Origin of the sequence: Streptomyces sp. NPDC018019 (genome assembly GCF_044327805.1) — a bacterium.
Lineage (GTDB): Bacteria > Actinomycetota > Actinomycetes > Streptomycetales > Streptomycetaceae > Streptomyces.
This window is the reverse complement of sequence record NZ_JBIRGD010000023.1, coordinates 81,886-102,892: the sequence shown is the minus strand read 5'-3', so window position 1 is coordinate 102,892 and position 21,007 is coordinate 81,886. Positions and strand designations below refer to the sequence as shown.

At 73.5% G+C, this 21,007-nt stretch carries 18 protein-coding genes; 12 read left to right on the top strand and 6 right to left on the bottom strand.

The window, feature by feature from the left end:
* Window positions 1-59 precede the first annotated feature (59 nt).
* Genes ACH4FX_RS31510 through ACH4FX_RS31500 form a run of 3 tightly spaced genes read left to right on the top strand, consistent with a single transcriptional unit; the run spans window position 60 to window position 3,448 of the window.
* A complete protein-coding gene (locus ACH4FX_RS31510) occupies window positions 60-347 on the top strand; it encodes an acyl carrier protein (RefSeq protein WP_398484705.1) in 288 nt (95 codons plus the stop codon).
* Between the two features lie 12 nt (window positions 348-359).
* Window positions 360-2,198 (top strand): asparagine synthase (glutamine-hydrolyzing), encoded by a 1,839-nt coding sequence (gene asnB / locus ACH4FX_RS31505; protein WP_398484703.1) that lies wholly within the window; start codon window positions 360-362, stop codon window positions 2,196-2,198.
* On the top strand, window positions 2,195-3,448 hold the full coding sequence (locus ACH4FX_RS31500) for an FAD-dependent monooxygenase (RefSeq protein WP_398484701.1): 1,254 nt from the start codon (window positions 2,195-2,197) through the stop codon (window positions 3,446-3,448). The genes asnB and ACH4FX_RS31500 overlap by 4 nt, the downstream gene beginning before the upstream one ends.
* A gap of 64 nt (window positions 3,449-3,512) precedes the next feature.
* Here the strand turns inward: ACH4FX_RS31500 and ACH4FX_RS31495 are convergent, their stop codons facing one another.
* The 3 genes from ACH4FX_RS31495 to ACH4FX_RS31485 are packed head-to-tail and all read right to left on the bottom strand — an operon-like array spanning window position 3,513 to window position 7,061.
* Window positions 3,513-4,601, bottom strand: coding sequence for a methyltransferase (locus ACH4FX_RS31495; protein WP_398484699.1), 1,089 nt, complete (start codon window positions 4,599-4,601; stop codon window positions 3,513-3,515).
* A gap of 4 nt (window positions 4,602-4,605) precedes the next feature.
* The gene (locus ACH4FX_RS31490; protein ID WP_398484697.1) at window positions 4,606-6,570 is read right to left on the bottom strand and encodes an AMP-binding protein; all 1,965 of its coding nucleotides are present in this window, start codon (window positions 6,568-6,570) and stop codon (window positions 4,606-4,608) included.
* A gap of 38 nt (window positions 6,571-6,608) precedes the next feature.
* Window positions 6,609-7,061, bottom strand: a complete 453-nt coding sequence (locus ACH4FX_RS31485; protein ID WP_398484695.1) for a nuclear transport factor 2 family protein — start codon at window positions 7,059-7,061, stop codon at window positions 6,609-6,611.
* A gap of 256 nt (window positions 7,062-7,317) precedes the next feature.
* Here ACH4FX_RS31485 and ACH4FX_RS31480 point away from each other — a divergent pair, with 256 nt between their 5' ends.
* The 6 genes from ACH4FX_RS31480 (at window position 7,318) to ACH4FX_RS31455 (ending at window position 13,543) form a co-directional block, all read left to right on the top strand.
* Complete coding sequence (locus tag ACH4FX_RS31480) at window positions 7,318-8,109, top strand: SDR family NAD(P)-dependent oxidoreductase (protein WP_398484693.1); 792 nt, start codon at window positions 7,318-7,320, stop codon at window positions 8,107-8,109.
* Window positions 8,110-8,170: 61 nt separating this feature from the next.
* Entirely contained in the window at window positions 8,171-9,124 is a 954-nt protein-coding gene (locus ACH4FX_RS31475; RefSeq protein WP_398484691.1) for an aromatase/cyclase, read from the top strand.
* Complete coding sequence (locus ACH4FX_RS31470; RefSeq protein ID WP_398484689.1) at window positions 9,114-10,784, top strand: FAD-dependent oxidoreductase; 1,671 nt, start codon at window positions 9,114-9,116, stop codon at window positions 10,782-10,784. Before ACH4FX_RS31475 ends, ACH4FX_RS31470 begins: the two co-directional genes overlap by 11 nt.
* Before the next feature lie 17 nt (window positions 10,785-10,801).
* Window positions 10,802-11,566 (top strand): SDR family oxidoreductase, encoded by a 765-nt coding sequence (locus ACH4FX_RS31465; RefSeq protein ID WP_398484687.1) that lies wholly within the window; start codon window positions 10,802-10,804, stop codon window positions 11,564-11,566.
* A gap of 20 nt (window positions 11,567-11,586) precedes the next feature.
* Window positions 11,587-12,363 (top strand): cyclase family protein, encoded by a 777-nt coding sequence (locus ACH4FX_RS31460; protein WP_398484686.1) that lies wholly within the window; start codon window positions 11,587-11,589, stop codon window positions 12,361-12,363.
* A gap of 118 nt (window positions 12,364-12,481) precedes the next feature.
* Window positions 12,482-13,543: a pentapeptide repeat-containing protein gene (locus ACH4FX_RS31455; RefSeq protein WP_398484684.1), complete on the top strand. Its 1,062-nt coding sequence runs from the start codon at window positions 12,482-12,484 to the stop codon at window positions 13,541-13,543.
* Between the two features lie 28 nt (window positions 13,544-13,571).
* Here ACH4FX_RS31455 and ACH4FX_RS31450 read toward each other — a convergent pair whose 3' ends face one another.
* From ACH4FX_RS31450 to ACH4FX_RS31440, 3 genes are read right to left on the bottom strand one after another with little or no spacing between them, the layout of a single operon-like run.
* Window positions 13,572-14,594 (bottom strand): acyltransferase domain-containing protein, encoded by a 1,023-nt coding sequence (locus ACH4FX_RS31450; RefSeq protein WP_398484682.1) that lies wholly within the window; start codon window positions 14,592-14,594, stop codon window positions 13,572-13,574.
* A complete protein-coding gene (gene oxyQ, locus ACH4FX_RS31445; protein ID WP_398484783.1) occupies window positions 14,591-15,670 on the bottom strand; it encodes a 4-dedimethylamino-4-oxo-anhydrotetracycline transaminase OxyQ in 1,080 nt (359 codons plus the stop codon). Before oxyQ ends, ACH4FX_RS31450 begins: the two co-directional genes overlap by 4 nt.
* A complete protein-coding gene (locus ACH4FX_RS31440) occupies window positions 15,670-16,098 on the bottom strand; it encodes a PPOX class F420-dependent oxidoreductase (protein ID WP_398484680.1) in 429 nt (142 codons plus the stop codon). Before ACH4FX_RS31440 ends, oxyQ begins: the two co-directional genes overlap by 1 nt.
* Before the next feature lie 150 nt (window positions 16,099-16,248).
* Here ACH4FX_RS31440 and ACH4FX_RS31435 point away from each other — a divergent pair, with 150 nt between their 5' ends.
* The 3 genes from ACH4FX_RS31435 (at window position 16,249) to otr(A) (ending at window position 20,992) form a co-directional block, all read left to right on the top strand.
* Window positions 16,249-17,760 carry an FAD-dependent monooxygenase gene (locus ACH4FX_RS31435; RefSeq protein WP_398484678.1) on the top strand — a complete coding sequence of 504 codons (1,512 nt, stop codon included), beginning with the start codon at window positions 16,249-16,251 and terminating at the stop codon, window positions 17,758-17,760.
* A gap of 53 nt (window positions 17,761-17,813) precedes the next feature.
* Window positions 17,814-18,848 (top strand): methyltransferase, encoded by a 1,035-nt coding sequence (locus ACH4FX_RS31430; protein WP_398484676.1) that lies wholly within the window; start codon window positions 17,814-17,816, stop codon window positions 18,846-18,848.
* Window positions 18,849-19,006: 158 nt separating this feature from the next.
* The gene (gene otr(A), locus ACH4FX_RS31425) at window positions 19,007-20,992 is read left to right on the top strand and encodes a tetracycline resistance ribosomal protection protein Otr(A) (RefSeq protein ID WP_398484674.1); all 1,986 of its coding nucleotides are present in this window, start codon (window positions 19,007-19,009) and stop codon (window positions 20,990-20,992) included.
* The last annotated feature ends 15 nt before the right edge of the window (window positions 20,993-21,007 follow it).

Below are 21,007 nucleotides of genomic sequence, written 5' to 3'. Positions count from 1 at the left end.
GGGCCCACCCCTTCTCCGTACCCCTTGCGTTCTCACCGTTTCCGAAAGGTAGGACCGTCATGACCCTGCTCACCGTCTCCGACCTGCTCATCCTGCTGCGCGAGTGCGCGGGCGAGGAGGAATCGGTCGATCTGGGAGGGGACGTCGAGGACGTCGCCTTCGACGCCCTCGGCTACGACTCGCTGGCCCTGCTGAACACCGTGGGCCGGATCGAGCGCGACTACGGCGTACAGCTCGGCGACGACGCGGTGGAGAAGGCCACCACGCCGCGCGCCCTGATCGAGATGACCAACGCGGCGCTCACCGGGGCGTCCCCGTCCGCGGGCGGCGCCGCCCGGGACAAGTGAGGGCCGGCCACGATGTGCGGAATCGCCGGCTGGATCGATTTCGAACGGGACCTGACACCGGAACGGGCGGTCGCCCGGGCCATGACGGACACCATGGCCTGCCGGGGGCCGGACGACGCGGGACTGTGGGTGGACGGCCACGCGGCGCTCGGCCACCGCAGGCTGGCGGTCATCGACCCGGAGCACGGCCGGCAGCCGATGTGCGGCACGCTGCCCGACGGCACCCGCCACGTCATCACGTTCAGCGGTGAGATCTACAACTTCCGCGAACTGCGGGCCGAGCTGGAGTCCCACGGGCACCGCTTCCGTACGCGCTGCGACACGGAGGTGGTGCTGCACGGCTACACCCGGTGGGGCCGGGGTCTGGTGGACCGGCTCAACGGCATGTACGCCTTCGCCGTGTGGGACGAGGCGCGCCGGGAACTGCTGCTGGTCCGCGACCGGATGGGCGTCAAACCGCTCTACTACCACCCCACCGCGAACGGAGTGCTGTTCGGTTCCGAGCCGAAGGCCGTCCTCGCGCACCCGTCGCTCCGGCGCCGGGTGACGGCCGAGGGGCTGTGCGAGGTGCTGGACATGGTGAAGACCCCCGGCCGGACCGTCTTCTCGGGCATGCACGAGGTGCTGCCGGGCGAGACGGTCACCGTCGGGCGCACCGGCGTGACGCGCCGGCGGTACTGGACGCTCCGGGCCCGGGAGCACACCGACGACCTGGAGACCACCGTCGCCACGGTGCGCGACCTGCTGACGGACACCGTGACCCGGCAGCTGGTCTCCGACGTGCCGCTGTGCACCCTGCTCTCCGGCGGGCTGGACTCCTCCGCGGTCACGGCGCTGGCGGCGCGTGCGGGCGAAGGGCCGGTGCGTACCTTCTCGGTGGACTTCTCCGGCGCCGGCACCCGGTTCCAGCCGGATGCCGTACGCGGCAACACGGACGCCCCGTACGTCCAGGAGATGGTCCGGCACGTGGCGGCGGACCACACCGAGGTGGTGCTGGACAGTGCGGATCTCGCGGCGCCCGCGGTGCGCGCCGCCGTGCTGGGCGCCACCGACCTGCCCCCGGCCTACTGGGGCGACATGTGGCCGTCGCTGTACCTGTTCTTCCAGCAGGTGCGGCAGCACTGCACGGTGGCGCTGTCGGGCGAGGCGGCGGACGAACTCTTCGGCGGCTACCGGTGGTTCCACCGGTCGGCGGCCGTCGACGCCGGTACGTTCCCCTGGCTGACCTCCGGCTCGGCCCGGTACTTCGGCGGCCGGGGCCTGTTCGACCGCAAGCTGCTGGACAAGCTCGACCTGCCGGGCTACCAGCGCGACCGGTACGCGGAGGCCCGCAAGGAGGTGCCCGTACTGCCCGGTGAGGACGCGCGGGAGGCGGAGCTGCGCAGGGTGACCTACCTGAACCTCACCCGCTTCGTGCAGACGCTGCTGGACCGCAAGGACCGGATGAGCATGGCGACCGGTCTGGAGGTGCGGGTGCCGTTCTGCGACCACCGGCTCGTCGACTACGTCTTCAACGTGCCGTGGGCCATGAAGTCCTTCGACGGCCGGGAGAAGAGCCTGCTGCGGGCCGCGGTGCGCGACCTGCTGCCGGAGTCGGTGCTCACCCGGGTCAAGACGCCCTACCCGGCCACCCAGGACCCGGCCTACGAGCGGCTGCTGCGCGACGCGTTGGCCGAGCTGCTCGCCGACCCCGGCGCCCCGGTCCGCGAACTGCTGGACCTCGGACGGGCGCGGGACCTGCTGCGGCGGCCGGTGGGCGCGGTCAGCCGGCCCTATGACCGGGGCAGTCTGGAGCTGGTGCTGTGGATGAACACCTGGCTGGCCGAGTACGGCGTCAGCCTGGAGCTGTGACCGGCCCCGACGGGCCGCCGCCCGGTGCGCACGCCGATGTGTGCGTCGTCGGCGGCGGCCCGGCCGGGCTGACCCTGGCGCTGCTGATGCTGCGCTCGGGGGCGCGGGTGACGCTGGTCGAGCGCAGCCGCTCGCTGGACCGCGCCTATCGCGGGGAGATCCTCCAGCCCGGCGGACAGGCCCTCCTGGACGCGCTCGGTGTCCTGGAGGGCGCCCGGCGGCGCGGCTGCCACGAGCACGACGGTTTCCGGCTGGAGGAGCACGGCAAGGTCCTGATCAACGGGGACTACCGGCGGCTTCCCGGCCCGTACAACTGCCTGCTCAGCCTGCCGCAGCGGCACCTGCTGACCGACCTGCTGGAGCGCTGCCGGGCGCACCCGCGGTTCACCTGCCTGACCGGCACCAAGGTCAACGGGCTGGTGGAGGAGGGGGGCGTGGTGCGCGGTGTGGTGTGCGGCGGCGGGCCCGACGGGTTCGAGGTCCGCGCCGACTGCGTCGTCGGTGCGGACGGGCGGTACTCCACGGTGCGCAGGCTGGCCGGCATCCCGTACGACCGGATCGAGCTGTTCGACCAGGACGTGCTGTGGTGCAAGCTCACCGCGCCCGCCACGCGCACGGTGCGCATCTTCCGGGCCGGCGGCAATCCGGTGCTGGCCTACACGTCTTTCCCCGACTGCGTACAGCTCGGCTGGACGCTGCCGCACCGCGGCTACCGAGCGCTGGCCGAGCAGGGGTTCGCCCACGTCAAGGAGCGGATCCGGGCGGCCGTGCCCGAGTACGCGGACGAGGTGGACGGGCAACTGCGCAGCTTCAGGGACGTGTCCCTGCTCGACGTGTTCGCCGGCTCCGCCCGGCGGTGGGCGCGCGACGGACTGCTGCTGATCGGGGACAGCGCGCACACCCACAGCCCGATCGGGGCCCAGGGCATCAACCTCGCCGTCCAGGACGCGGTCGCCGCGCACCCGGTCCTCTGCGCGGGCCTGCGGCGACGGGACCTGAGCGAGCGCTTCCTGAGCGCCTTCACGGCACGGCGCCGCCCGGAGACCGAGCGGGCGACGCGCGTCCAGGTGATGCAGAGCCGGATGATGCTGTCGACCGGACGCGTCTCCGCGGTGGTGCGCCCGAAGGCGGCGATGCTGGTCTCCCGCACCCCGGCCTACCGCTCCGTCCTGCGCCGCATCGCCTACGGTGACCAGGCGCTGCGGGTCCGCACCGACCTGTTCCAGGAGGGCGAGCCTGCGACCGTCTGAGATCCGTACGACGAGACCCCCGGCCGGGCGTTCCGGCCGGGGGTCTTCATCATGTGGGCGGGGACTACGCGGGAACCGTGCTCACGAACATGTGCAGGTAGGAGTTGACCGGGCGGACCTCCTCCAGCTGGAGTCCCGCCTGCTCCACCAGCGCGCTCAGCCCCGCCTTGGTGTGCTTCTTGCCGCCTACGTTGAGCAGCAGCATCAGGTCCATGGCGGTGGTGAACCGGGTTTCGGGGCTGCCGTCCACCAGGTTCTCCACCACGACGACGCGCGCCCCGGCGGGGGCCGCCTTGGCGACGTTGCGCAGGGTCCGCACCGTGCTTTCGTCGTCCCACTCCAGGATGTTCTTCAGCAGGTACAGGTCGGCGCCCTCCGGCACCGAGCGCCGGCAGTCCCCCGCCACCAGCCGGGCGCGGCCGGCGAGTTCACCGCCCTCGCGCAGCCGCGGGTCGGCGTCGGCGACGACCTTCGGCAGGTCGAAGAGGGTGCCGCGGAGCTTCGGGTACTTCTCCAGCAGGGTCGCGAGAACCATGCCCTGGCCGCCGGCGATGTCCACCATGGCGCTGACGCCGTCCAGGTCGAGCACGTCGGCGATGGACCGGGCCGACAGCACGCTGGACTGGGTCATGGCCTTGTCGAACACCTGGGCCGACTCGCGGGCCTCGGCGGTGTGCAGCCAGTCGAAGAACCCGGTGCCGTACAGCCCGGTGAACTCCTCCCGCCCGGTGCGCACCGCGTCCGCCAGGTGCGGCCACAGCGCCCAGGTCCAGGGCTCGGTCGCCCACAGCGCGGAGTAGCGCAGGCCGCGCGGGGCGTCCTCGCGCAGCAGCCGGGAGGCGTCGGTGTGCGCGAAGCGGCCGTCCGGGAGTTCGGTGAAGACGTCGTACGAGGCCAGGGCGCGCAGCAGGCGCTCCAGCGCGCCCGCGTCGGCCCGCACCGCCTTCGCGAGGGTGCCGGCGTCCGTGGGTTCGTCCCCGAGGACGTCCGCGACGCCCAGGCTCGCCGCGGCGCGGACCGCGGCGGCGCAGGCGGCGCTCAGGGCGAGTTCGCGCAGCCGCATGACGGCGGGGGGAAGCGCCGTGGGAGAGGTGCTGGTCACGGTGGACCGCCTTTCTGTGTCTGTCGGTGGGGTCGGCGCGGCTTCCGGCATGCCGCTAGGCCGTGTCTTTCGGATCAGCCTGGGCCCTGGTGTCCGCGGTGACCGGTGTGAAGGGGGCCGGGTCGGCGCTCGCGAGTTTCTGCACCTCGCGTACGGCCTGCTGGAAGGTTTCGGTGCGCACCGCGCGGCCGTGCGACGCCGCGTCGTCCCATTCCGCGATCTCGACGTAGACCTGCGGGTCCTTCGCGGAGCGGAGCAGCCGGTGGGAGCGGAAACCGGGCTGCTGCCGCATGTGGGCGGTGATCTCCGCGAGCCGCTTCTCGAACTCGGCGGCGTCACCCTGGACGGTGAACCGGTTGATGAACGTGAACATGGTGGAGGTGCCCTTCGTGTGGTGGATGCCGCTCGGGGCGTGCTGGTGGGCGCCGCCCAGGGTCCGCTCGCGCAGTTCGCGGCGCTGGATCTTCCCGGTGGGCGAGCGCGGGATGTGCCGTACCACGTCCAGGTACTTGATGTGCTGGTAGTAGGGCAGCCGGTCGTTGACGAAGCGGGTGACGGCGGCACGGTCGGTGTCCTCGCCCGCCGGGACCACCAGCGCGTGCGCGACGGCCCCGCTGAACTCGTCCGGGTGGTCGAACACCGCGCAGTCCGCCACCCCGGGGCAGCGGGCCAGCACCTGCTCGATCTCCAGGGGCGACACCAGCCAGTTGTCGCACTTGAAGACGTCCTTGACCCGGTCGACGACGAACAGCCGCCCCGCGCCGTCCGTGTGGCCGATGTCGCCGGTGGAGAACCAGCCGTCCGGGTCCACGGCGTCCGCCCGCGGCCTGCCGAGGTACCCCTTCATCAACTGGGGCCCGCGGACCTGGATCTCACCGCGCTCGCCCACCGGGAGGACGGCCCGGGTCCGCAGGTCCACGATGCGGCACGCGGTGCCGGGCACGGGCCGGCCCGACGATCCGGCCACCGGCGCGTCCAGGTCGTCGAAGTGCGTGGACGGCGCGGTCTCGGCCAGTCCGTACCCCTGGACGACCGGGACGCCGAAGTGCTCGCCCAGGACGGCCGCGGTACGGGCGGGCAGGGCCGAGCCGCCGGAGAGCACGGCCCGCAGGGCGGGTACGGACAGCTCCGGCAGCCGGTCGTCCGCGGCCAGCCGGGCCAGCCGTACGGGCAGGCTGTAGAAGTGCGTCGCACCGTGGCGGGCGCCTTCGCGCAGGGCGAGCACACTGTCCTCGCCGGGCCGCAGCAGGTGGGTGGCCCCGACGGTCACCGCGATGTTCAGGTGCATCAGGTGGAACGACGGCAGGTTGTTGAGCAGCACCGACTCGGGGGTGAGCCGGTGGGCGTACGCCGTCTGGGCCGCGTTCACCGTCAGGTTGCGGTGGGTGAGCATGACGGTCTTCGGTGCCCCGGTGGTGCCGCTGGTGAACTGGAGGTTCGCCACGGCTTCGGGGTCACGGGCGGCGTACGGCGCCGAGGGGGGCGCGGCGTCGATCAGCTCGTCCAGTGCGGGCACGTCCGCCGTGGCCTCCTGGAAACCGGGCGCGCGGTGGGTGAGCACCACGGTCCGCAGCGCCGGCAGGTCCGCGCGTACGGCCTGGATCCGCCCGTACATCTCCGGCGGGACGATGACGGTCCGCGCGCCCGCGGAACGCAGCACGTGTGTCAGGCGTTCCTCGCGCAGCAGCGGGTTGAACATCGCGCTGACGTGCTGGGCCCGGGAGGCGCCGAAGTACGCCTCGGCGAACGACGTGTCCAGTACGGCGGCGATGCCCACCACGGCGCCGGGGCCGCCGGCCAGCTCGCGCAGGGCGCCCGCGCACCGCGTCGCCCGCTCCTCCAGGGCCGCGTAGGTCAGGTCCCCGGAGGGGCCGCTGAGCGCGAGCCGCCCGGGGGCGCGCCGCGCCGCCCGCGACAGCAGGTCGTCGATCCGGGGGCCGCCCGTCAACTGGGCGAGGACGTCGAGCGGCGGCCCCTCGGCGGTGCTGTCCTCAGGGCCGTCGGGGTGGCGCTCGGCCATGGGCACGGCTCCTCTCTCGCTTGCCGGTCGGGGTCGCACTACTCGGGCCGCAGGTCGTCCCGGCGTACCTCGCGGTGCCGCACGCGCAACCGGCCGTCCTCGCGCACGAGGACGTCGTCGCAGCTGGTACTCAGGTGCACCGCCGCCTGGCCGCCGCGGGGCGTGCTGACGATCAGCGCGTAGGTACGGGCGCGCACGGTGCCGTCGTCACAGGCGTCCGCTTCGAGCATGCCGAGCCAGTGGCGGCGCTGGACGCCCTGTTCGGCCAGCAGGTCGGCGGCCTTCCGGGCCCCGGCCGCGATGGCGGCCCGCCCGTGGGACGGCTCGGGGTGGGCGTTGGCGACGAAGACCCCGTCCTCGGTGAACGTGCCGGCCCACTCCTCGACCCGGGCCTCGTCCAGGTAGCGCATCTGGCGCCCGTAGAAGTGCTGGATCTCCTGGTAGAGCGCGGTGTCCACGGGGACCCGGGACGGCTGCTGCGGGGCAGACATACGACTCTCCTCTCCGGCGGCCTCGCTGGGGACGGCCGCACGGCGTGAGCGTGGCAGCCGGTCTTCGACCGCTCTTCGAGCCGTTGCCGGGCCGTGATCGCCCGGCCGTGCCGCACCGAAACGGCCCGAACCCGGGACGGCCGAGCCTCGAACGGCCCCTTGCACGCTGTGACGCACGGGGCGGGCGGGTGAGCCGTGCCGCCGGGTGGCGCCGCGACGCGCCCACCGCAGACCACAACCACCGGAGGACAAGGCCATGACTACCAGTGCCACGCCCAGGACCGCCCTGGTGACGGGCGGCACCAGCGGCATCGGGCTCGCCGTGGTGCGCACGCTCGCCGCCCGCGGACTACGGGTGTTCCTGTGCGCCCGCAGTCCCGAGAACGTCGACGCCGTGGTCAAGGAACTACAGGACGAGGGGCTGGAGGTGGCCGGGTGCGCGGGTGACGTGCGGTCGCGGGAGTCGGTGGAGGGCGTGGTGCGCGCCGCGGTGGACCGGTTCGGGCCGCTGGGCGTCCTGGTGAACAACGCGGGGCGCAGCGGCGGCGGGGTGACCGCGCGGATACCCGACGACCTCTGGTACGACGTGATCGACACCAACCTCAACAGCGCCTTCCTCGTCACCCGTGAGGCCCTGACCACCGGCGGGCTGGAGCGGGCGGGCACCGAAGGGCGGATCATCAGCATCGCCTCCACCGGCGGCAAGCAGGGCGTTCCGCTGGGCGCCCCCTACTCGGCCTCGAAGGCGGGCCTGATCGGCTTCACCAAGGCACTGGCCAAGGAGCTGGCGCCCACCGGGGTCACCGTCAACGCCGTGTGCCCAGGCTACGTGGAGACCCCGATGGCCGTCCGCGTACGGCAGGCGTACGCGGCCACCTGGGACACCACCGAGGAGGAGGTGCTGTCCCGCTTCAACGACAAGATCCCGCTGGGGCGCTACTCCACGCCCGAGGAGGTGGCGGCCCTGGTCGGCCACCTGGTGGGCGAGGAGGCCGGATCGATCACCGCACAGGCCCTCAACGTCTGCGGGGGACTGGGCATTTACTGATCCGCCGCCCCCACACAGTCCCGCCCCGCTGCTCCGAAAATCCGAGAGGAACCGACGACGCATGCCCGCACCCACATCCCACCGCGCCGTACACCGCACGGAGATCGACGCCCCGGCCGACCGGGTGTACGCCCTCATCCGGGACGCCGCCGAGTGGCCCCGGCACTTCACCCCGACCGTCCACGTCGAGCGCGCGGAACTCGGCGCCCGCAGCGAGCGGCTGCGGATCTGGGCCACCGCCAACGGGGAGGTCAAGCACTGGACATCGCGCCGGAATCTGGACCCCGACGCGCTGCGCGTCCGGTTCCGGCAGGAGGTGTGCTCCGCTCCGGTGGCCGCGATGAGCGGCGAGTGGGTCCTCCAGGAGCGACCGGGCGGCGGCTGCGAGCTGACGCTGCACCACACGTTCGCCGCGGTGGACGACCGGCCCGAGGACGTGGACTGGATCACCACCGCGACCGACCGCAACAGCCGTACCGAACTGGCGAACATCAAAGCGCTCGCCGAGCGCCCGGACACCGATGCCGACCTGCTGTTCTCGTTCGAGGACTCCGAGGCGGTGCACGCCCCCGCGCAGGCCGTGTACGACTTCCTCGCCCAGGCGGGGAAGTGGCCCGACCGGCTGCCGCACGTCTCCCGGCTCGACCTCACCGAGCCGTCGGACGGCGTGCAGGTGATGACCATGGTCACCCGCGCCAACGACGGTTCGGAGCACACCACGGAGTCGGTGCGGGTCTGCTTCCCCGAAGAGCTGCGGGTCGTCTACAAGCAGATCGGCACTCCCCCGTTGATGACCCTGCACACCGGCGAGTGGTCGATACGGGAGGCCGGGGACGGACTGCTCGTCACCTCCCGGCACACCATCAGGCTGAACGAGGCCGCCATCCCCGGCATCCTCGGTGCGGACGCCACACCGGCCGACGCGAGGGCCCGGGTGCGCACGGCGGTCGGCGGCAACAGCGCGGCCACACTGGCGCTCGCCAAGCGCTTCGCGGAGGCCCCGCATGCCGCCTGAGGCGGACGGCCCGGACGTGCTGATCGCCGGCGCCGGGCCCGTCGGCCTGACCCTGGCGCACGAGCTGGCCCGGCGGCGCGTACGCGTCCGGGTGATCGACCGGGCCGACGGCCCGGCGACCACCAGCCGGGCGCTGGCCGTGCATCCGCGCACCCTGGAGGCGTGCCACCAGATGGGCCTGGCGGACGCCCTGGTGGCGCGCGGCCGGCCGGTGACCCACTTCACCGTGCACCTGCGCGGCCGGGAACTCATCCGTTTCGACACCAACTACGACCGGCTGCCCACGGCCTACCCCTTCAGTCTGATGCTGGACCAGGTCCGCACGGAGGAGATCCTGCGGGAGCGCCTGGCCGCCCTGGGGGCCGGGATCGAGTGGGGGGTGGAGCTGGCCGACTGCATACCCGCCGGGGAGCGGGTCACCGCCGAACTGCACCGTGCCGGGCGTACCGAACGGATCACCGTGCCCTGGCTGGTCGGCGCGGACGGCTCCCGCAGCACCGTGCGCGAGCGGCTGGGGCTGCGGCTGGTCGGCGACGCGACACGGACCTGGCTCAACGCGGACGTGGTGCTGGACGCCGGGCTGTCCCCCGACAGCAACCACCTGGTGCACACCGGCTCCGGCACCGTTCTGCTGGTGCCGTTCCCGGACCCCGGCAAGTGGCGTGCGGTGGACACCGAGTACGCCGGCCAGGGAGCCGGCCCGGAGGCGGTGCGCCGACGGCTCGCCGACGCCCTGTCGCGCGGTCTGGGGCACCCGGTGGCGGTCTCGGACCCGACCTGGGTCTCCGTCTTCCGCGTACAGCAGCGCATGATCACCGCCATGCGGTCCGGCCGCTGCTTCGTGGCCGGCGACGCCGCGCACGTCCACAGCCCGGCCTCGGGGCAGGGCATGAACACCGGCATGCAGGACGCGTACAACCTGGCCTGGAAGCTGGCGGACGTGGTGCGCGGACATGCGCGGGAGGCGCTGCTCGACAGCTACGCCGCCGAACGCCTCCCGGTGGGCGGCAGGTTGCTCTCCTCGACCCGTACGGCCACGGCCCTGGTGGCGTTGCGCAACGTCGTGGCGCCGGTGGCCATGCCCGTGGGGCTGTCCGTCCTCAAGGCGGCGCGACCGCTCAAACGACGCGTCGAGCACCGGATCATGTCCGGGATGTCCGGCCTCGCCCTGCACTACGCGGACAGCCCGCTGACGTACGGCACGGCCGGCCGGGCAGCGGGGGTACGCCCCGGACACCTGGTCGCGTGCACGGAACGGGACGCAGTCCGGCACCCCGGCCACCGGGCGCTGCGGAAGGCGCTCACCGATCCCCGGTGGCTGCTCCTGCTGTTCGCCGACGCGGGAGCCGCGGAGCTGACGCTGCGGTACGGGCGGGCCGTACAGGTACGCACCGTCGTCCCCCACGAAGGGGAAGACGGCCGCACCCTCGCCGACCCCGACGACGCGCTACGGCAGACCCTCGGCGTCCCTCCCGGCGGCTGGGCGCTGATCAGACCGGACGGCTACCTGGCCGCGAAGGGCCGGCGAGCCGGCGCCACCGCCCTGGCCGCCCGGCTGGACGCACTGCACCTGCTCCCGGAGAACACCGCGCCCGGCGCCACCGACTCCACCAGTTGGACCGCGCCGGACGACGCGCACCGGGGCGCGACAACCGAATGACCAAGGAGGACACGCGTATGACAGGGATCAACGGCGCCCCGGCGGCGAACGGCTCGGTGGCACTGGTCATCGGGGGCACCCGCGGCATCGGACTGGCCGTCGCCCGGAAGCTGGGCGCGGCGGGCTGCGAAGTACTGCTCAACTACGCGCACGACGAGGACGCCGCGCTGGCGGCCGAACGGCAACTGACCGAGGACGGCGGCAAGGTGCGGCTGATGCGCGCCGACGTCGGCCGGCCCGCCGGCGTGGTGCGGCTGCTGGAGGAGATCCGGCGCACCCACGGCCTGCTGGACGTCCTGGTGCACGCCGCCGGTGCCTTCCACCCGGCGCCGACCACGTCGCCGCACATCGGCAAGTACCTGGGCGACGGTGCCGTGGCGGTGGGGCCGCTGCTGTACGGGGCGGCGCGCCTGGGCACCCTGATGGCTCCGGGCACGGGCCGCGTCGTCGCGGTCTCCAGCACCGGCGCCCGGTCGGTCGTCCCCGGCTACGCGGGCCTGGGCATGGCCAAGGCGGCCCTGGAGACGCTGGTGCGGTATCTGGCGGTGGAACTCGCCGGGAAGGGCATCGCCGTCAACGCGGTGGCCGCCGGCAAGGTCGCCGGCCACGGGCCGGGAGCGGTCCCCGCCCATGTGCTGGAAGGGCTGCTGCGGCGGACGCCGACGGGCCGGCTGGCCACCGCAGAGGAAGTGGCCGACGTGGTGGCGCTGCTGTGCCGCCCCGAGGCCGGTGGCCTGCACGGACAGGTGCTCACCGTGGACGGCGGGGCCGGCCTGCGGTAGCGCGGGCGGAAGGGACCGACATGCGCATCATCGATCTGTCGACGACCGTGGACGCCGCCCAGTGGGAGGTGGATCCGGTCGAACACGAGATCCTGACCCCGGCCGAGGGCGGCCGGCACATGGCCGAGGGGATGCGGCGCCACCACGGCATCGACTTCGACCCGGCCGACCTCCCGGACGGCGAGCTGCTGTCCCTCGACACCCTGCGGCTGACCACCCACACCGGCACCCACGTCGACGCCCCGTCGCACTATGGGTCCCGCGCGCGCTACGGCACACCGCGGCACATCGACCAGATGCCACTGGACTGGTTTCTGCGGCCGGGCCTCAAGCTCGACCTCACCGGCGAGCCGGTGGGCGCCATCGGGGCCGGCCGGGTACGGCGGGCCCTCGACGAGGCGGGCCGCGAACCGCGGCCGTACGACATCGTGCTGCTGCACACCGGGGCGGACGAACGGGCCGGCAAGCCCGAGTACTTCACCGAATTCGCCGGTCTGGACGCCGCGGCGACCCACCTGCTGCTCGATTTCGGCGTCCGGGTCATCGGGACCGACGCCTTCAGCCTCGACGCGCCGTTCGGGCACATGATCCGGGAGTACGGGCGCACCGGTGACCGCGGTGTGCTGTGGCCCGCCCACTTCGTGGGGCGGGAGCGGGAGTACTGCCAGATCGAGCGGCTGAGCAACCTCGGCGCGCTGCCCGGACCGAGCGGCTTCCTGGTGTCCTGCTTCCCCTTCAAGATCGCGGGAGCGGGCGCCGGCTGGACGCGTGCGGTCGCCATCATCGAGGAGGAGTGAGCGCGGCGGAACCATCCGTACGGTGTGAGCGGGCGCCCCGGTAACGGCCGGAGGCCCCGTCCGCACAGCTTCTGCGGAAATCGCCGCGGCCGGGCGGCGACGGCGGTCGAATGGCGGGATGCGGCACCGGCGGAGTCGGCAGTTGCACCGCGCGGCCCGGCGGGCATCCCGGGCCGGAACCGGCCCACCGCCGGGTGGCGGTGCCCGTCGGCGCCCGGAGCTGGACTGGGCCCGCCTGGTCGAGCTGACTTCGGTACTGCTCGCCTCCGTCGTCACCGTACTGAGTCTCTGGTTCTCCGACCGCCAGGTGGGCCGCCAACTTCGGATCAGCCGGGAGGGGTTGAGCGCCACCAAGGAGGAGCAGCTCACCCAGCGGTACACCGCCGCCATGGGCCAGCTGGGCGAGGACGCGGTGGACGTGCGCCTGGGCGGCGTGTACGCCCTCCAGCGCCTGCTGGAGGACTCTTCCCGCGACCACCCCACCATCGCCGGTGTGCTGGCCGCCTACATCCGCACGCACGCCGGCACCCCGCCGAAGAACAACAAGCAGGTGCCCCCCGATGTCCTGGCCGCGCTCGACGTGCTCAGCGGCCGTGACTCCGCCCGCGACGGCTCCTTCGTTCCCGACCTCCGCTCCGTCCACCTTCCCGGCGTCGAACTGGGCCGCGACCTCGCGTCCCCCGTCGCCGCCGAACGCCGACCGGCCCAGCTGCGCAGAGCGGTCCTCCGCCGCTCCGACCTGACGGACGCACAGCTGGGCGGCGCGGACCTGCGCGGCGCGCGACTCGCGGGCGCCAAGCTGGCCGGCGCGGACCTGCGCGACGCGGACCTCCGTGAGGCGACGCCGGCGCTGGCGGATCTGCGCGGTGCGAACCTGTCCGACGCCAAGCTGCACCAGGCGGACCTGAGAGGCACGGACCTGCGCGGCGCGACCCTGACGGGCGCCGATCTGAGCGGCGCGGTGCTGTACCGGGCGAAACTGGCCGGCCTGTCGCTCAGCGACACGGACCTGGAAGGAGCCGATCTGAGCGGTGCCGATCTCACGGACGCGGCGGTGGCCCGGAGCCAGATCCTCACGGCCCGCATCGACGGGGAGACCAGGCTTCCCCCGCGCCTCGCCGACGATCCGGAGGTGCGGGCGCGGATCGCCCGGTACGAGGCGGAGGACGACGGTGTCTGACCAGTTCCCGGCCGTCGCCCCGTACCCGTCAGGGTACGCGGTGCCCCTCGGCCCGCAGGGCCTCCCGGGCCTCCGCCAGCGCCGCCCGGTCGTCCTCCGGGCCGCCCGCGCGTTTCGGTGACAGCGGCACCACCGCGCAGCCCCCACGGCGTACGGACGGGTGCCGCAGGGCCAGGCTCGACAGCGTACGGCCGGGTCCCGCCTCGATCACCACGAGTCCGCCGGGAGCCAGCAGCCCGTCCAGGGCCGGCCAGAAACGCACCTGGTCCACCGGGTGCGCCGCCCAGTACGCGGGGTCCGCGACCTGCTCCGCCGTCAGCGGCACCGCCGTGTAGCAGGAGTGGACCACGGTGTGCGGCGGGCGGCGGGCCACCGTGGCGAGCACCGCCTCGGCGCCCCTGGCGTGCGGGGCGATCGCCGGGCTGTGGAACGGGCTGAGCGCCGGGACCCGCTGGGCGGTGATCCCGCGGGACCGCAGAGTCTCCCCCACCGCGCGCAGCGCGTCCTCCGGTCCGCCGAGCACCGTCTGCCGCGGCGCGTTGACGGCGCCGACCACCACGCCGCCGCCCAGAAAGGGCTCCAGCGACGCGGCGGACTCCGCGACCGCCAGCATGCCGCCCGGAGGCGCCGCCGTCAGCCGCGTCACCCGGTCGAGCACCACCCGGGCGGCGTCGGGCACCGAGAACACACCGGCGAGCGTGGCAGCCGCCATCTCGCCGATGCTGTGGCCCAGCAGCGCCACCGGGCGGACGCCCCAGCTCGTCACCAGCCGGCCCAGCGCGTAATCGACGGCGAACAGCAGGGGCTGGGCCCGCAGCACGTGGTCCACCGGCAGGTCCGGCCGCTCGGCCAGCCAGTCGGCGTGCATACGGGCGCCCTCGGCCCCCATCGCGCCGAGGACCTCGTCGACCGCCTCGGCGAAGACCGGTTCCGTGGCGTACAGTCCCGCCGCCATCCGCCGGTACTGGGACCCCTGGCCGGGCAGCAGCAGCGCCACCGGCCGGGGCGTCCGTGCGACGGGCGCCCCGGGTTCCGCGGTGTCCGCCGTCATGTCAGCCGGGCGGCGGCCGCGGCGATCCGCTCGTCGGTCGCCGTGAACGCGATCCGTACGTGCTGCTCGCCTGCCTCGCCGTAGAAGGCGCCGGGTGCGACGAGGATGCCGAGGTCGGCCAGTTTCTGGACGGCGGGCCAGCACGGCTCGCCCCGGGTCGCCCACAGGAAGAGCCCACCCTCGGAGTGCTCGACGCGGAACCCGGCTCCCTCCAGGGCGGTACGCAGCGCCCGCCGCCGGTACGCGTACCGGTCCCGCTGCCGCTCCACGTGGGCGTCGTCCTCCAGGGCGGCCACCATGGCCGCCTGCACGGGCGCCGGCACGGCGTGCCCGGCGTGCTTGCGCACCTGGAGCAGGCGCCCGACCAGAGCCGGGTCGCCGGAGCAGAGGCCCGCTCGGTAGCCCGCGAGATTGGACCGCTTGGACAGCGAGTGCACCGCCAGCAGCCCCTCGTGGCTGTCGCCGCACACCGCCGGGTCGAGCAGCGACACCGGCCGCCGGTCCCACCCGTACTCGATGTAGCACTCGTCGTTGACGAGGACGGCGCCCCGGTCCCGTGCCCAGGCCACGATCTCGCGCAGCTCCGGTACGGACAGCACCCGGCCCTCCGGGTTGGACGGCGAGTTGAGCCAGACCACCTTCACCGGTTCGCGCCCGAGCTCCACCGGCGAGTCCACCGGCCGGCCCGCCGCGCCGGCGAGGCGCGCGCTGACGTCGAAGGTGGGAAAGGCCAGCCGGGGGAAGGCCACCGTGTCGCCCGGACCGGCGCCCAGCATCGCCGGGAGCCAGGCGATCAGCTCCTTGGTGCCGACCGCGGGCAGCACGGCCGCGGGGTCCACCGTCACTCCCAGGCGACGGCGCAGCCAGGCGGCGGCCGCTTCGCGCAGCGCGGGCGTCCCCTCCGTGGGCGGGTAGCCCGGCGCGTCCGCCGCCGCCGCGAGCGCCGTGCGCACCACCTCGGGCGTGGCGTCGACCGGTTCGCCCAGGGCCAGGTTGACCAGTCCGCCGGGATGGGCGGCGGCCCGCCGCTTGTACGGCAGCAGCACGTCCCACGGGAAGTCGGGCAGGTCCCTCATCATCGCCGTCCTCCGTTGCCGGCCGCGACGGTCCGGGCGTGCACCCCGGTGGACAGGTCGCCTTCGATGCCCCAGGTGACGATGCGCCGGGGATGGATGCGGATCATCTCGTCGGCACAGTGCGGCCGGCGCTCCCTGCCGCCGGTGGGCAGCGCCTGGGCCGTGCCATGGATGACGACGGCCCGGACCACTTCCGGATCGCGGCACGGCACGTCGTCCACGACGAAGGCGACCCGGTCGTTCTTCGCCACGTTGCGGAACTTGCGGCTGCGGCCCATGTCCCGGCCGGTGATCTCGATGGTGCCGCGCTCCTCGTCGATCTCGAACGAGACGGGGACGTTGTGCGGCTCTCCGTATGCGCCGACCGTCGCCAGCCGGCCGTAGCCCTGCGCGCGCAGGTAGCTGATTTCCTTCGGGGTGAACGGCATGGGGCGTCCTCGGTGTCCGTAGGGACCCGCCACGCTACGAAGCCCGGTTCGAGCACACTTCGAGCCACTCGCCCCGGATTCCGGCTGGACGGCGCCTTGAAGCCGCGCGGCCAGCATGCCTGGCGGAATCCACCGATGCGAGGAGCGTGTATGCGGTACGACGTGGTGGTCGCCGGCGCCGGGCCGACCGGCCTGATGCTCGCCTGCGAACTGCGCCTGGCCGGTGCCAGCACCCTGGTGCTGGAACGCCTGGACCAGCCGGTCGACTTCTCCAAGGCACTCGGCGTGCACGCGCGCACCGTCGAGCTGCTGGACATGCGCGGGCTGGGTGCGAAGTTCCAGGCCGACGCGCCCAAGCTGCGCGGCGGGAACTTCGCCAGCCTCGGGGTGCCCCTGGACTTCTCGTCGTTCGACACCCGGCACCCGTACGCGCTGTTCGTCCCCCAGGTGCGCACCGAGGAGCTGCTGACCGGACGGGCCCTGGAACTGGGCGCCGAGCTGCGCCGCGGGCACGCGCTGACGTCCCTCACCCAGGACGCCGACGGCGTGACCGTCTCCGTCACCGGTCCCGAGGGCCCGTACGAGGTCGAGTGCGCGTACCTGGTGGGGTGCGACGGCGGCGGCAGCACCGTACGCAAGCTGCTCGGCATCGACTTCCCCGGGCAGGACCCGCACATGTTCGCGGTGATCGCGGACGCGCGGTTCCGCGAGGAACTGCCGCACGGGGAGGGCATGGGCCCCATGCGGCCGTACGGCGTCATGCGGCACGACCTGCGCGCCTGGTTCGCCGCCTTCCCGCTGGAGCCGGACGTCTACCGGGCCACCGTCGCCTTCTTCGACCGGCCCTACGCCGACCGCCGGGCGCCGGTCACCGAGGAGGACGTGCGGGCCGCGCTCACCGAGGTGGCCGGCAGCGACTTCGGGATGCACGACGTGCGCTGGCTCTCCCGGCTCACCGACACCTCGCGGCAGGCCGAGCGGTACCGCGCGGGCCGGGTCCTGCTGGCCGGGGACGCCTGCCACATCCACCTGCCCGCCGGTGGCCAGGGCCTCAACCTGGGGTTCCAGGACGCGGTGAACCTGGGCTGGAAGCTGGGGGCGACGGTCGCGGGCACGGCGCCGCCGGAGCTGCTGGACAGCTACGAGGCCGAGCGCCGCCCGGTCGCCGCCGGCGTGCTGCGCAACACCCGCGCGCAGGCGGTGCTGATCGACCCGGACCCGCGCTTCGAAGGGCTGCGGGAGCTGATGATCGAGCTGCTGCACGTCCCGGAGACCAACCGCTACCTGGCCGGCCTCATCTCGGCGCTCGACGTGCGCTACCCGATGCCGGGCGAGGACCCGCTGCTGGGGCGTCGCGTCCCGGACCTGCCGCTGGTCACCGAGGACGGCACCCGCCGGCTGAGCACGTACTTCCACGCGGCGCGCGGCGTGCTGCTGACCCTCGGAGCCGGCCCGGCGCTCGTCGACGAGGCGGCGGCGTGGAAGGACCGGGTGGACCACGTCGCGGCCGAGGGCGTCGCGGAGCCGGGCTCCGCGGTCGACGGGCGGGCCGCGCTGCTGGTCCGGCCCGACGGTTACGTCTGCTGGACCACGGCCCCGGATTCGGGTGCGGACGGGCTCACCGACGCCCTGCGCACCTGGTTCGGGCCGCCCGCCGTGTGAAGCGGCTGATCGGTAGTTCCCTGCCCCGCCCCCCTTACAGGCCAAGGAGATCCATGACCACCGCACCGCTCGCACCCGTGGCCCAGGCCCGCTCGCTGCTGCGCCTGGCCACCGCGTACCACCAGGCGAAGGCCCTGCACAGCGCCGTGGAACTGGGCCTGTTCGACCTGCTGGCCGACGGCCCCGCGACCCTCGGGGACGTGAAGGACAAGCTGCGGATCGTCCATCCGCTGGCCAAGGAGTTCCTCGACGCGCTCGTGGCACTGGAGTTGCTGGAGGCCGACGGGGACCGCTACCGCAACTCCCCCGCCGCGCAGGCGTTCCTGGTGTCCGGCGCCTCCGAATACCTGGGCGGCACCGTCCTCCAGCACGCCCGCAAGCACTACCACGTGTGGGCCGGGCTGACGACGGCGCTCCAGGAGGGCGAGGCGGGGTCCGGCGCCGAGGCGCACGGGCCCGAGGCGTACCCCGAGCACTACGCGGACCCGGAGCGCGCCCGCCAGATCATGGCGCACTTCGACACCTTCAGTTCCTTCACCGCCGAGGAGCTGGCACACCGTATCGACTGGAGCGGGTACGGGTCCTTCGTCGACATCGGCGGCGCCCGGGGCAACCTGGCCACCCGGCTGGCCCTGGCCCATCCGCACCTGCGGGGCGCCGTGTTCGACCTCCCCGCCCTGGCGCCGCTGGCCGAGGAGCTGATCCGGGACCGCGGTCTGGAAGGCCGCGTCCGTTTCCACGGCGGCGACTTCCTGGCCGGGCCGCTGCCGCCCGCGGACGCCGTGGTCACCGGACACGTGCTGCCCGACTGGCCGGTGCCGCAGCGGCGCAAGCTCCTCGCTCGCATCCACGAGGCGCTGCCGCCCGGCGGCGCGCTGGTGGTCTACGACCTGATGACCGATCCGGCCACCACGACGGCGCAGGACGTGCTGCAACGGCTCAACCACGGTCTGATCCGCGGCGACAGCTCGTCCAGCAGTGTCGCGGAGTACCGCGCGGAGGTCGAGGAGGCCGGCTTCCGGGTCCGGCAGGCGGAGCGGATCGACAACCTGCTCGGCGACTGGCTGATAGTCGCCGTCAAGCCCTGACCCGCCGCGGCGGCGCTTGCTACGGTGATCACGCCCGCGGGGGTCTTCCCGCCGGGCGGCGAAAAGCAACGTCAGAGAGGGCGGAACGATGCGGCAGGCGACCACGAATCCGGCAGGAAAGGTCCGCATCACGACGCAGAGGAATCCGAACCCCCTCCATGAAGAAGCTGAATCTGGGCATCCTGGCCCACGTTGACGCCGGCAAGACCAGCCTCACCGAGCGGCTGCTGCACCGCACCGGAGTGATCGACGAGGTCGGCAGCGTGGATGCCGGCACCACACAGACCGACTCGCTGGAGCTGGAGCGGCGGCGGGGCATCACCATCCGGTCCGCCGTGGCCACCTTCGTCCTGGACGGCCTCAAGGTCAACCTCATCGACACTCCGGGGCACTCCGACTTCATCTCCGAGGTCGAGCGGGCGCTCGCGGTGCTGGACGGCGCCGTTCTGGTCGTCTCGGCCGTCGAGGGCGTGCAGCCGCAGACCCGCATCCTGATGCGGACCCTGCGCAGGCTGGAGATCCCCACCCTGGTCTTCGTCAACAAGATCGACCGGGGTGGCGCGCGCCCCGAAGGAGTGCTGCGCGAGATCCGCGACCGGCTCACGCCCGCCGCGGCGGTCCTCACCGCCGTGGCGGACGCCGGTACGCCGCGGGCCAGGGCGACCCCGCTCGGCCCGGACACCGACCCGGAGTTCGGCGTCCGGGTCGGTGAGCTGCTGGCCGACCACGACGACGACTTCCTCGCCGCGTACCTGGACGAGGAACACGTGCTGTCCGAGAAGGAGTACACCGAGGAACTGGCCGCGCAGACCGCGCGGGGCCTGGTGCACCCGGTGTTCTTCGGGTCCGCGCTGACCGGCGAGGGCCTGGACCAGCTGGTGCGCGGCATCCGGGAGTTGCTCCCGGCGGTGCACGACGCGGGGGACGCACCGCTGCGTGCCACGGTCTTCAAGGTCGACCGCGGCACACGCGGGGAGGCGGTCGCGTACCTGCGGCTGCGCTCCGGCACCCTGGGCACCCGCGACTCCGTGACGCTGCACCGCGTCGACCATACGGGCCGGGTCACCGAGCACGCCGGACGGGTCACCGCGCTGCGGGTCTTCGAGCACGGGTCGGCCACCGCCGAGATCCGGGCGACCGCCGGGGACATCGCGCAGGTCTGGGGGCTGAAGGACGTACGGGTCGGTGACCGGGCCGGCCACCTCGACGGTCCGCCGCCGCGGAACTTCTTCGCCCCGCCCAGCCTGGAGACCGTGGTCAGGCCGGAACACCCGGCGGACGCCGGACGGCTGCACGCCGCTCTGCGCATGCTGGACGAGCAGGACCCCTCGATCGACCTGCGGCAGGACGAGGAGAACGCGGCCGGCGCGGTGGTCCGCCTCTACGGGGAGGTGCAGAAGGAGATCCTCGGCAGCACGCTCGCGGAGTCCTTCGGCGTACGGGTCCGCTTCGACCCGACCCGTACGGTCTGCATCGAGAAGCCCGTCGGCACGGGCGAGGCGCTGATCGAGCTGGACACGCGGACGCACAACTACTTCTGGGCGACCGTGGGGCTGCGCGTCGGGCCGGCCGAGCCGGGCGCGGGCATCGTGTTCCGCCTGGCGGTGGAACTGGGGTCGCTCCCCCTGGCCTTCCACAAGGCCATCGAGGAGACGGTGCACGCCACCCTGCGGCACGGCCTGTACGGCTGGCAGGTCACCGACTGCGCCGTCACCCTGACGCGTACCGGATTCGCCAGTCCGGTCAGCGCGGCCGACGACTTCCGCAAGGCCACGCCGCTGGTCCTGATGGACGCGCTCCGGCAGGCCGGGACCCAGGTGTACGAGCCGGTCAGCGCCTTCGAGCTGGAGGTGCCCGCCACCCGGCTCAGCCCGGTGCTGGCGAAACTCGCGGAGCTGGGCGCCAACCCCGGCGTGCCCACGGCCGAGGGGGACGTCTTCCGTCTGGAGGGCACCATGCCGACCAGCGTGGTGCACGACTTCAACCAGCGGGTGCCCGGACTGACCCAGGGAGAAGGGGTGTTCCTGGCCGAGCACCGGGACTACCGGCCCGCCGGCGGCCGGCCGCCCGTACGGCCGAGGCCCGAAGGGCCCAATCCGCTCAACCGGGACGAGTACATCCTGCACGTGCTCAAGCGCGTCTGATCCGGGGGCCGGGCC

Bases quoted from the DNA above. Each gene is read 5' to 3' on its own strand.
- ACH4FX_RS31510 (WP_398484705.1), top strand. From the start codon at position 60: ATGACCCTGCTCACCGTCTCCGACCTGCTCATCCTGCTGCGCGAGTGC.
- asnB (WP_398484703.1), top strand. From the start codon at position 360: ATGTGCGGAATCGCCGGCTGGATCGATTTCGAACGGGACCTGACACCG.
- ACH4FX_RS31495 (WP_398484699.1), bottom strand. From the start codon at position 4,601: ATGCCGGAAGCCGCGCCGACCCCACCGACAGACACAGAAAGGCGGTCC.
- ACH4FX_RS31490 (WP_398484697.1), bottom strand. From the start codon at position 6,570: ATGGCCGAGCGCCACCCCGACGGCCCTGAGGACAGCACCGCCGAGGGG.
- ACH4FX_RS31485 (WP_398484695.1), bottom strand. From the start codon at position 7,061: ATGTCTGCCCCGCAGCAGCCGTCCCGGGTCCCCGTGGACACCGCGCTC.
- ACH4FX_RS31480 (WP_398484693.1), top strand. From the start codon at position 7,318: ATGACTACCAGTGCCACGCCCAGGACCGCCCTGGTGACGGGCGGCACC.
- ACH4FX_RS31475 (WP_398484691.1), top strand. From the start codon at position 8,171: ATGCCCGCACCCACATCCCACCGCGCCGTACACCGCACGGAGATCGAC.
- ACH4FX_RS31470 (WP_398484689.1), top strand. From the start codon at position 9,114: ATGCCGCCTGAGGCGGACGGCCCGGACGTGCTGATCGCCGGCGCCGGG.
- ACH4FX_RS31465 (WP_398484687.1), top strand. From the start codon at position 10,802: ATGACAGGGATCAACGGCGCCCCGGCGGCGAACGGCTCGGTGGCACTG.
- ACH4FX_RS31460 (WP_398484686.1), top strand. From the start codon at position 11,587: ATGCGCATCATCGATCTGTCGACGACCGTGGACGCCGCCCAGTGGGAG.
- ACH4FX_RS31455 (WP_398484684.1), top strand. From the start codon at position 12,482: ATGCGGCACCGGCGGAGTCGGCAGTTGCACCGCGCGGCCCGGCGGGCA.
- ACH4FX_RS31450 (WP_398484682.1), bottom strand. From the start codon at position 14,594: ATGACGGCGGACACCGCGGAACCCGGGGCGCCCGTCGCACGGACGCCC.
- oxyQ (WP_398484783.1), bottom strand. From the start codon at position 15,670: ATGAGGGACCTGCCCGACTTCCCGTGGGACGTGCTGCTGCCGTACAAG.
- ACH4FX_RS31440 (WP_398484680.1), bottom strand. From the start codon at position 16,098: ATGCCGTTCACCCCGAAGGAAATCAGCTACCTGCGCGCGCAGGGCTAC.
- ACH4FX_RS31435 (WP_398484678.1), top strand. From the start codon at position 16,249: ATGCGGTACGACGTGGTGGTCGCCGGCGCCGGGCCGACCGGCCTGATG.
- ACH4FX_RS31430 (WP_398484676.1), top strand. From the start codon at position 17,814: ATGACCACCGCACCGCTCGCACCCGTGGCCCAGGCCCGCTCGCTGCTG.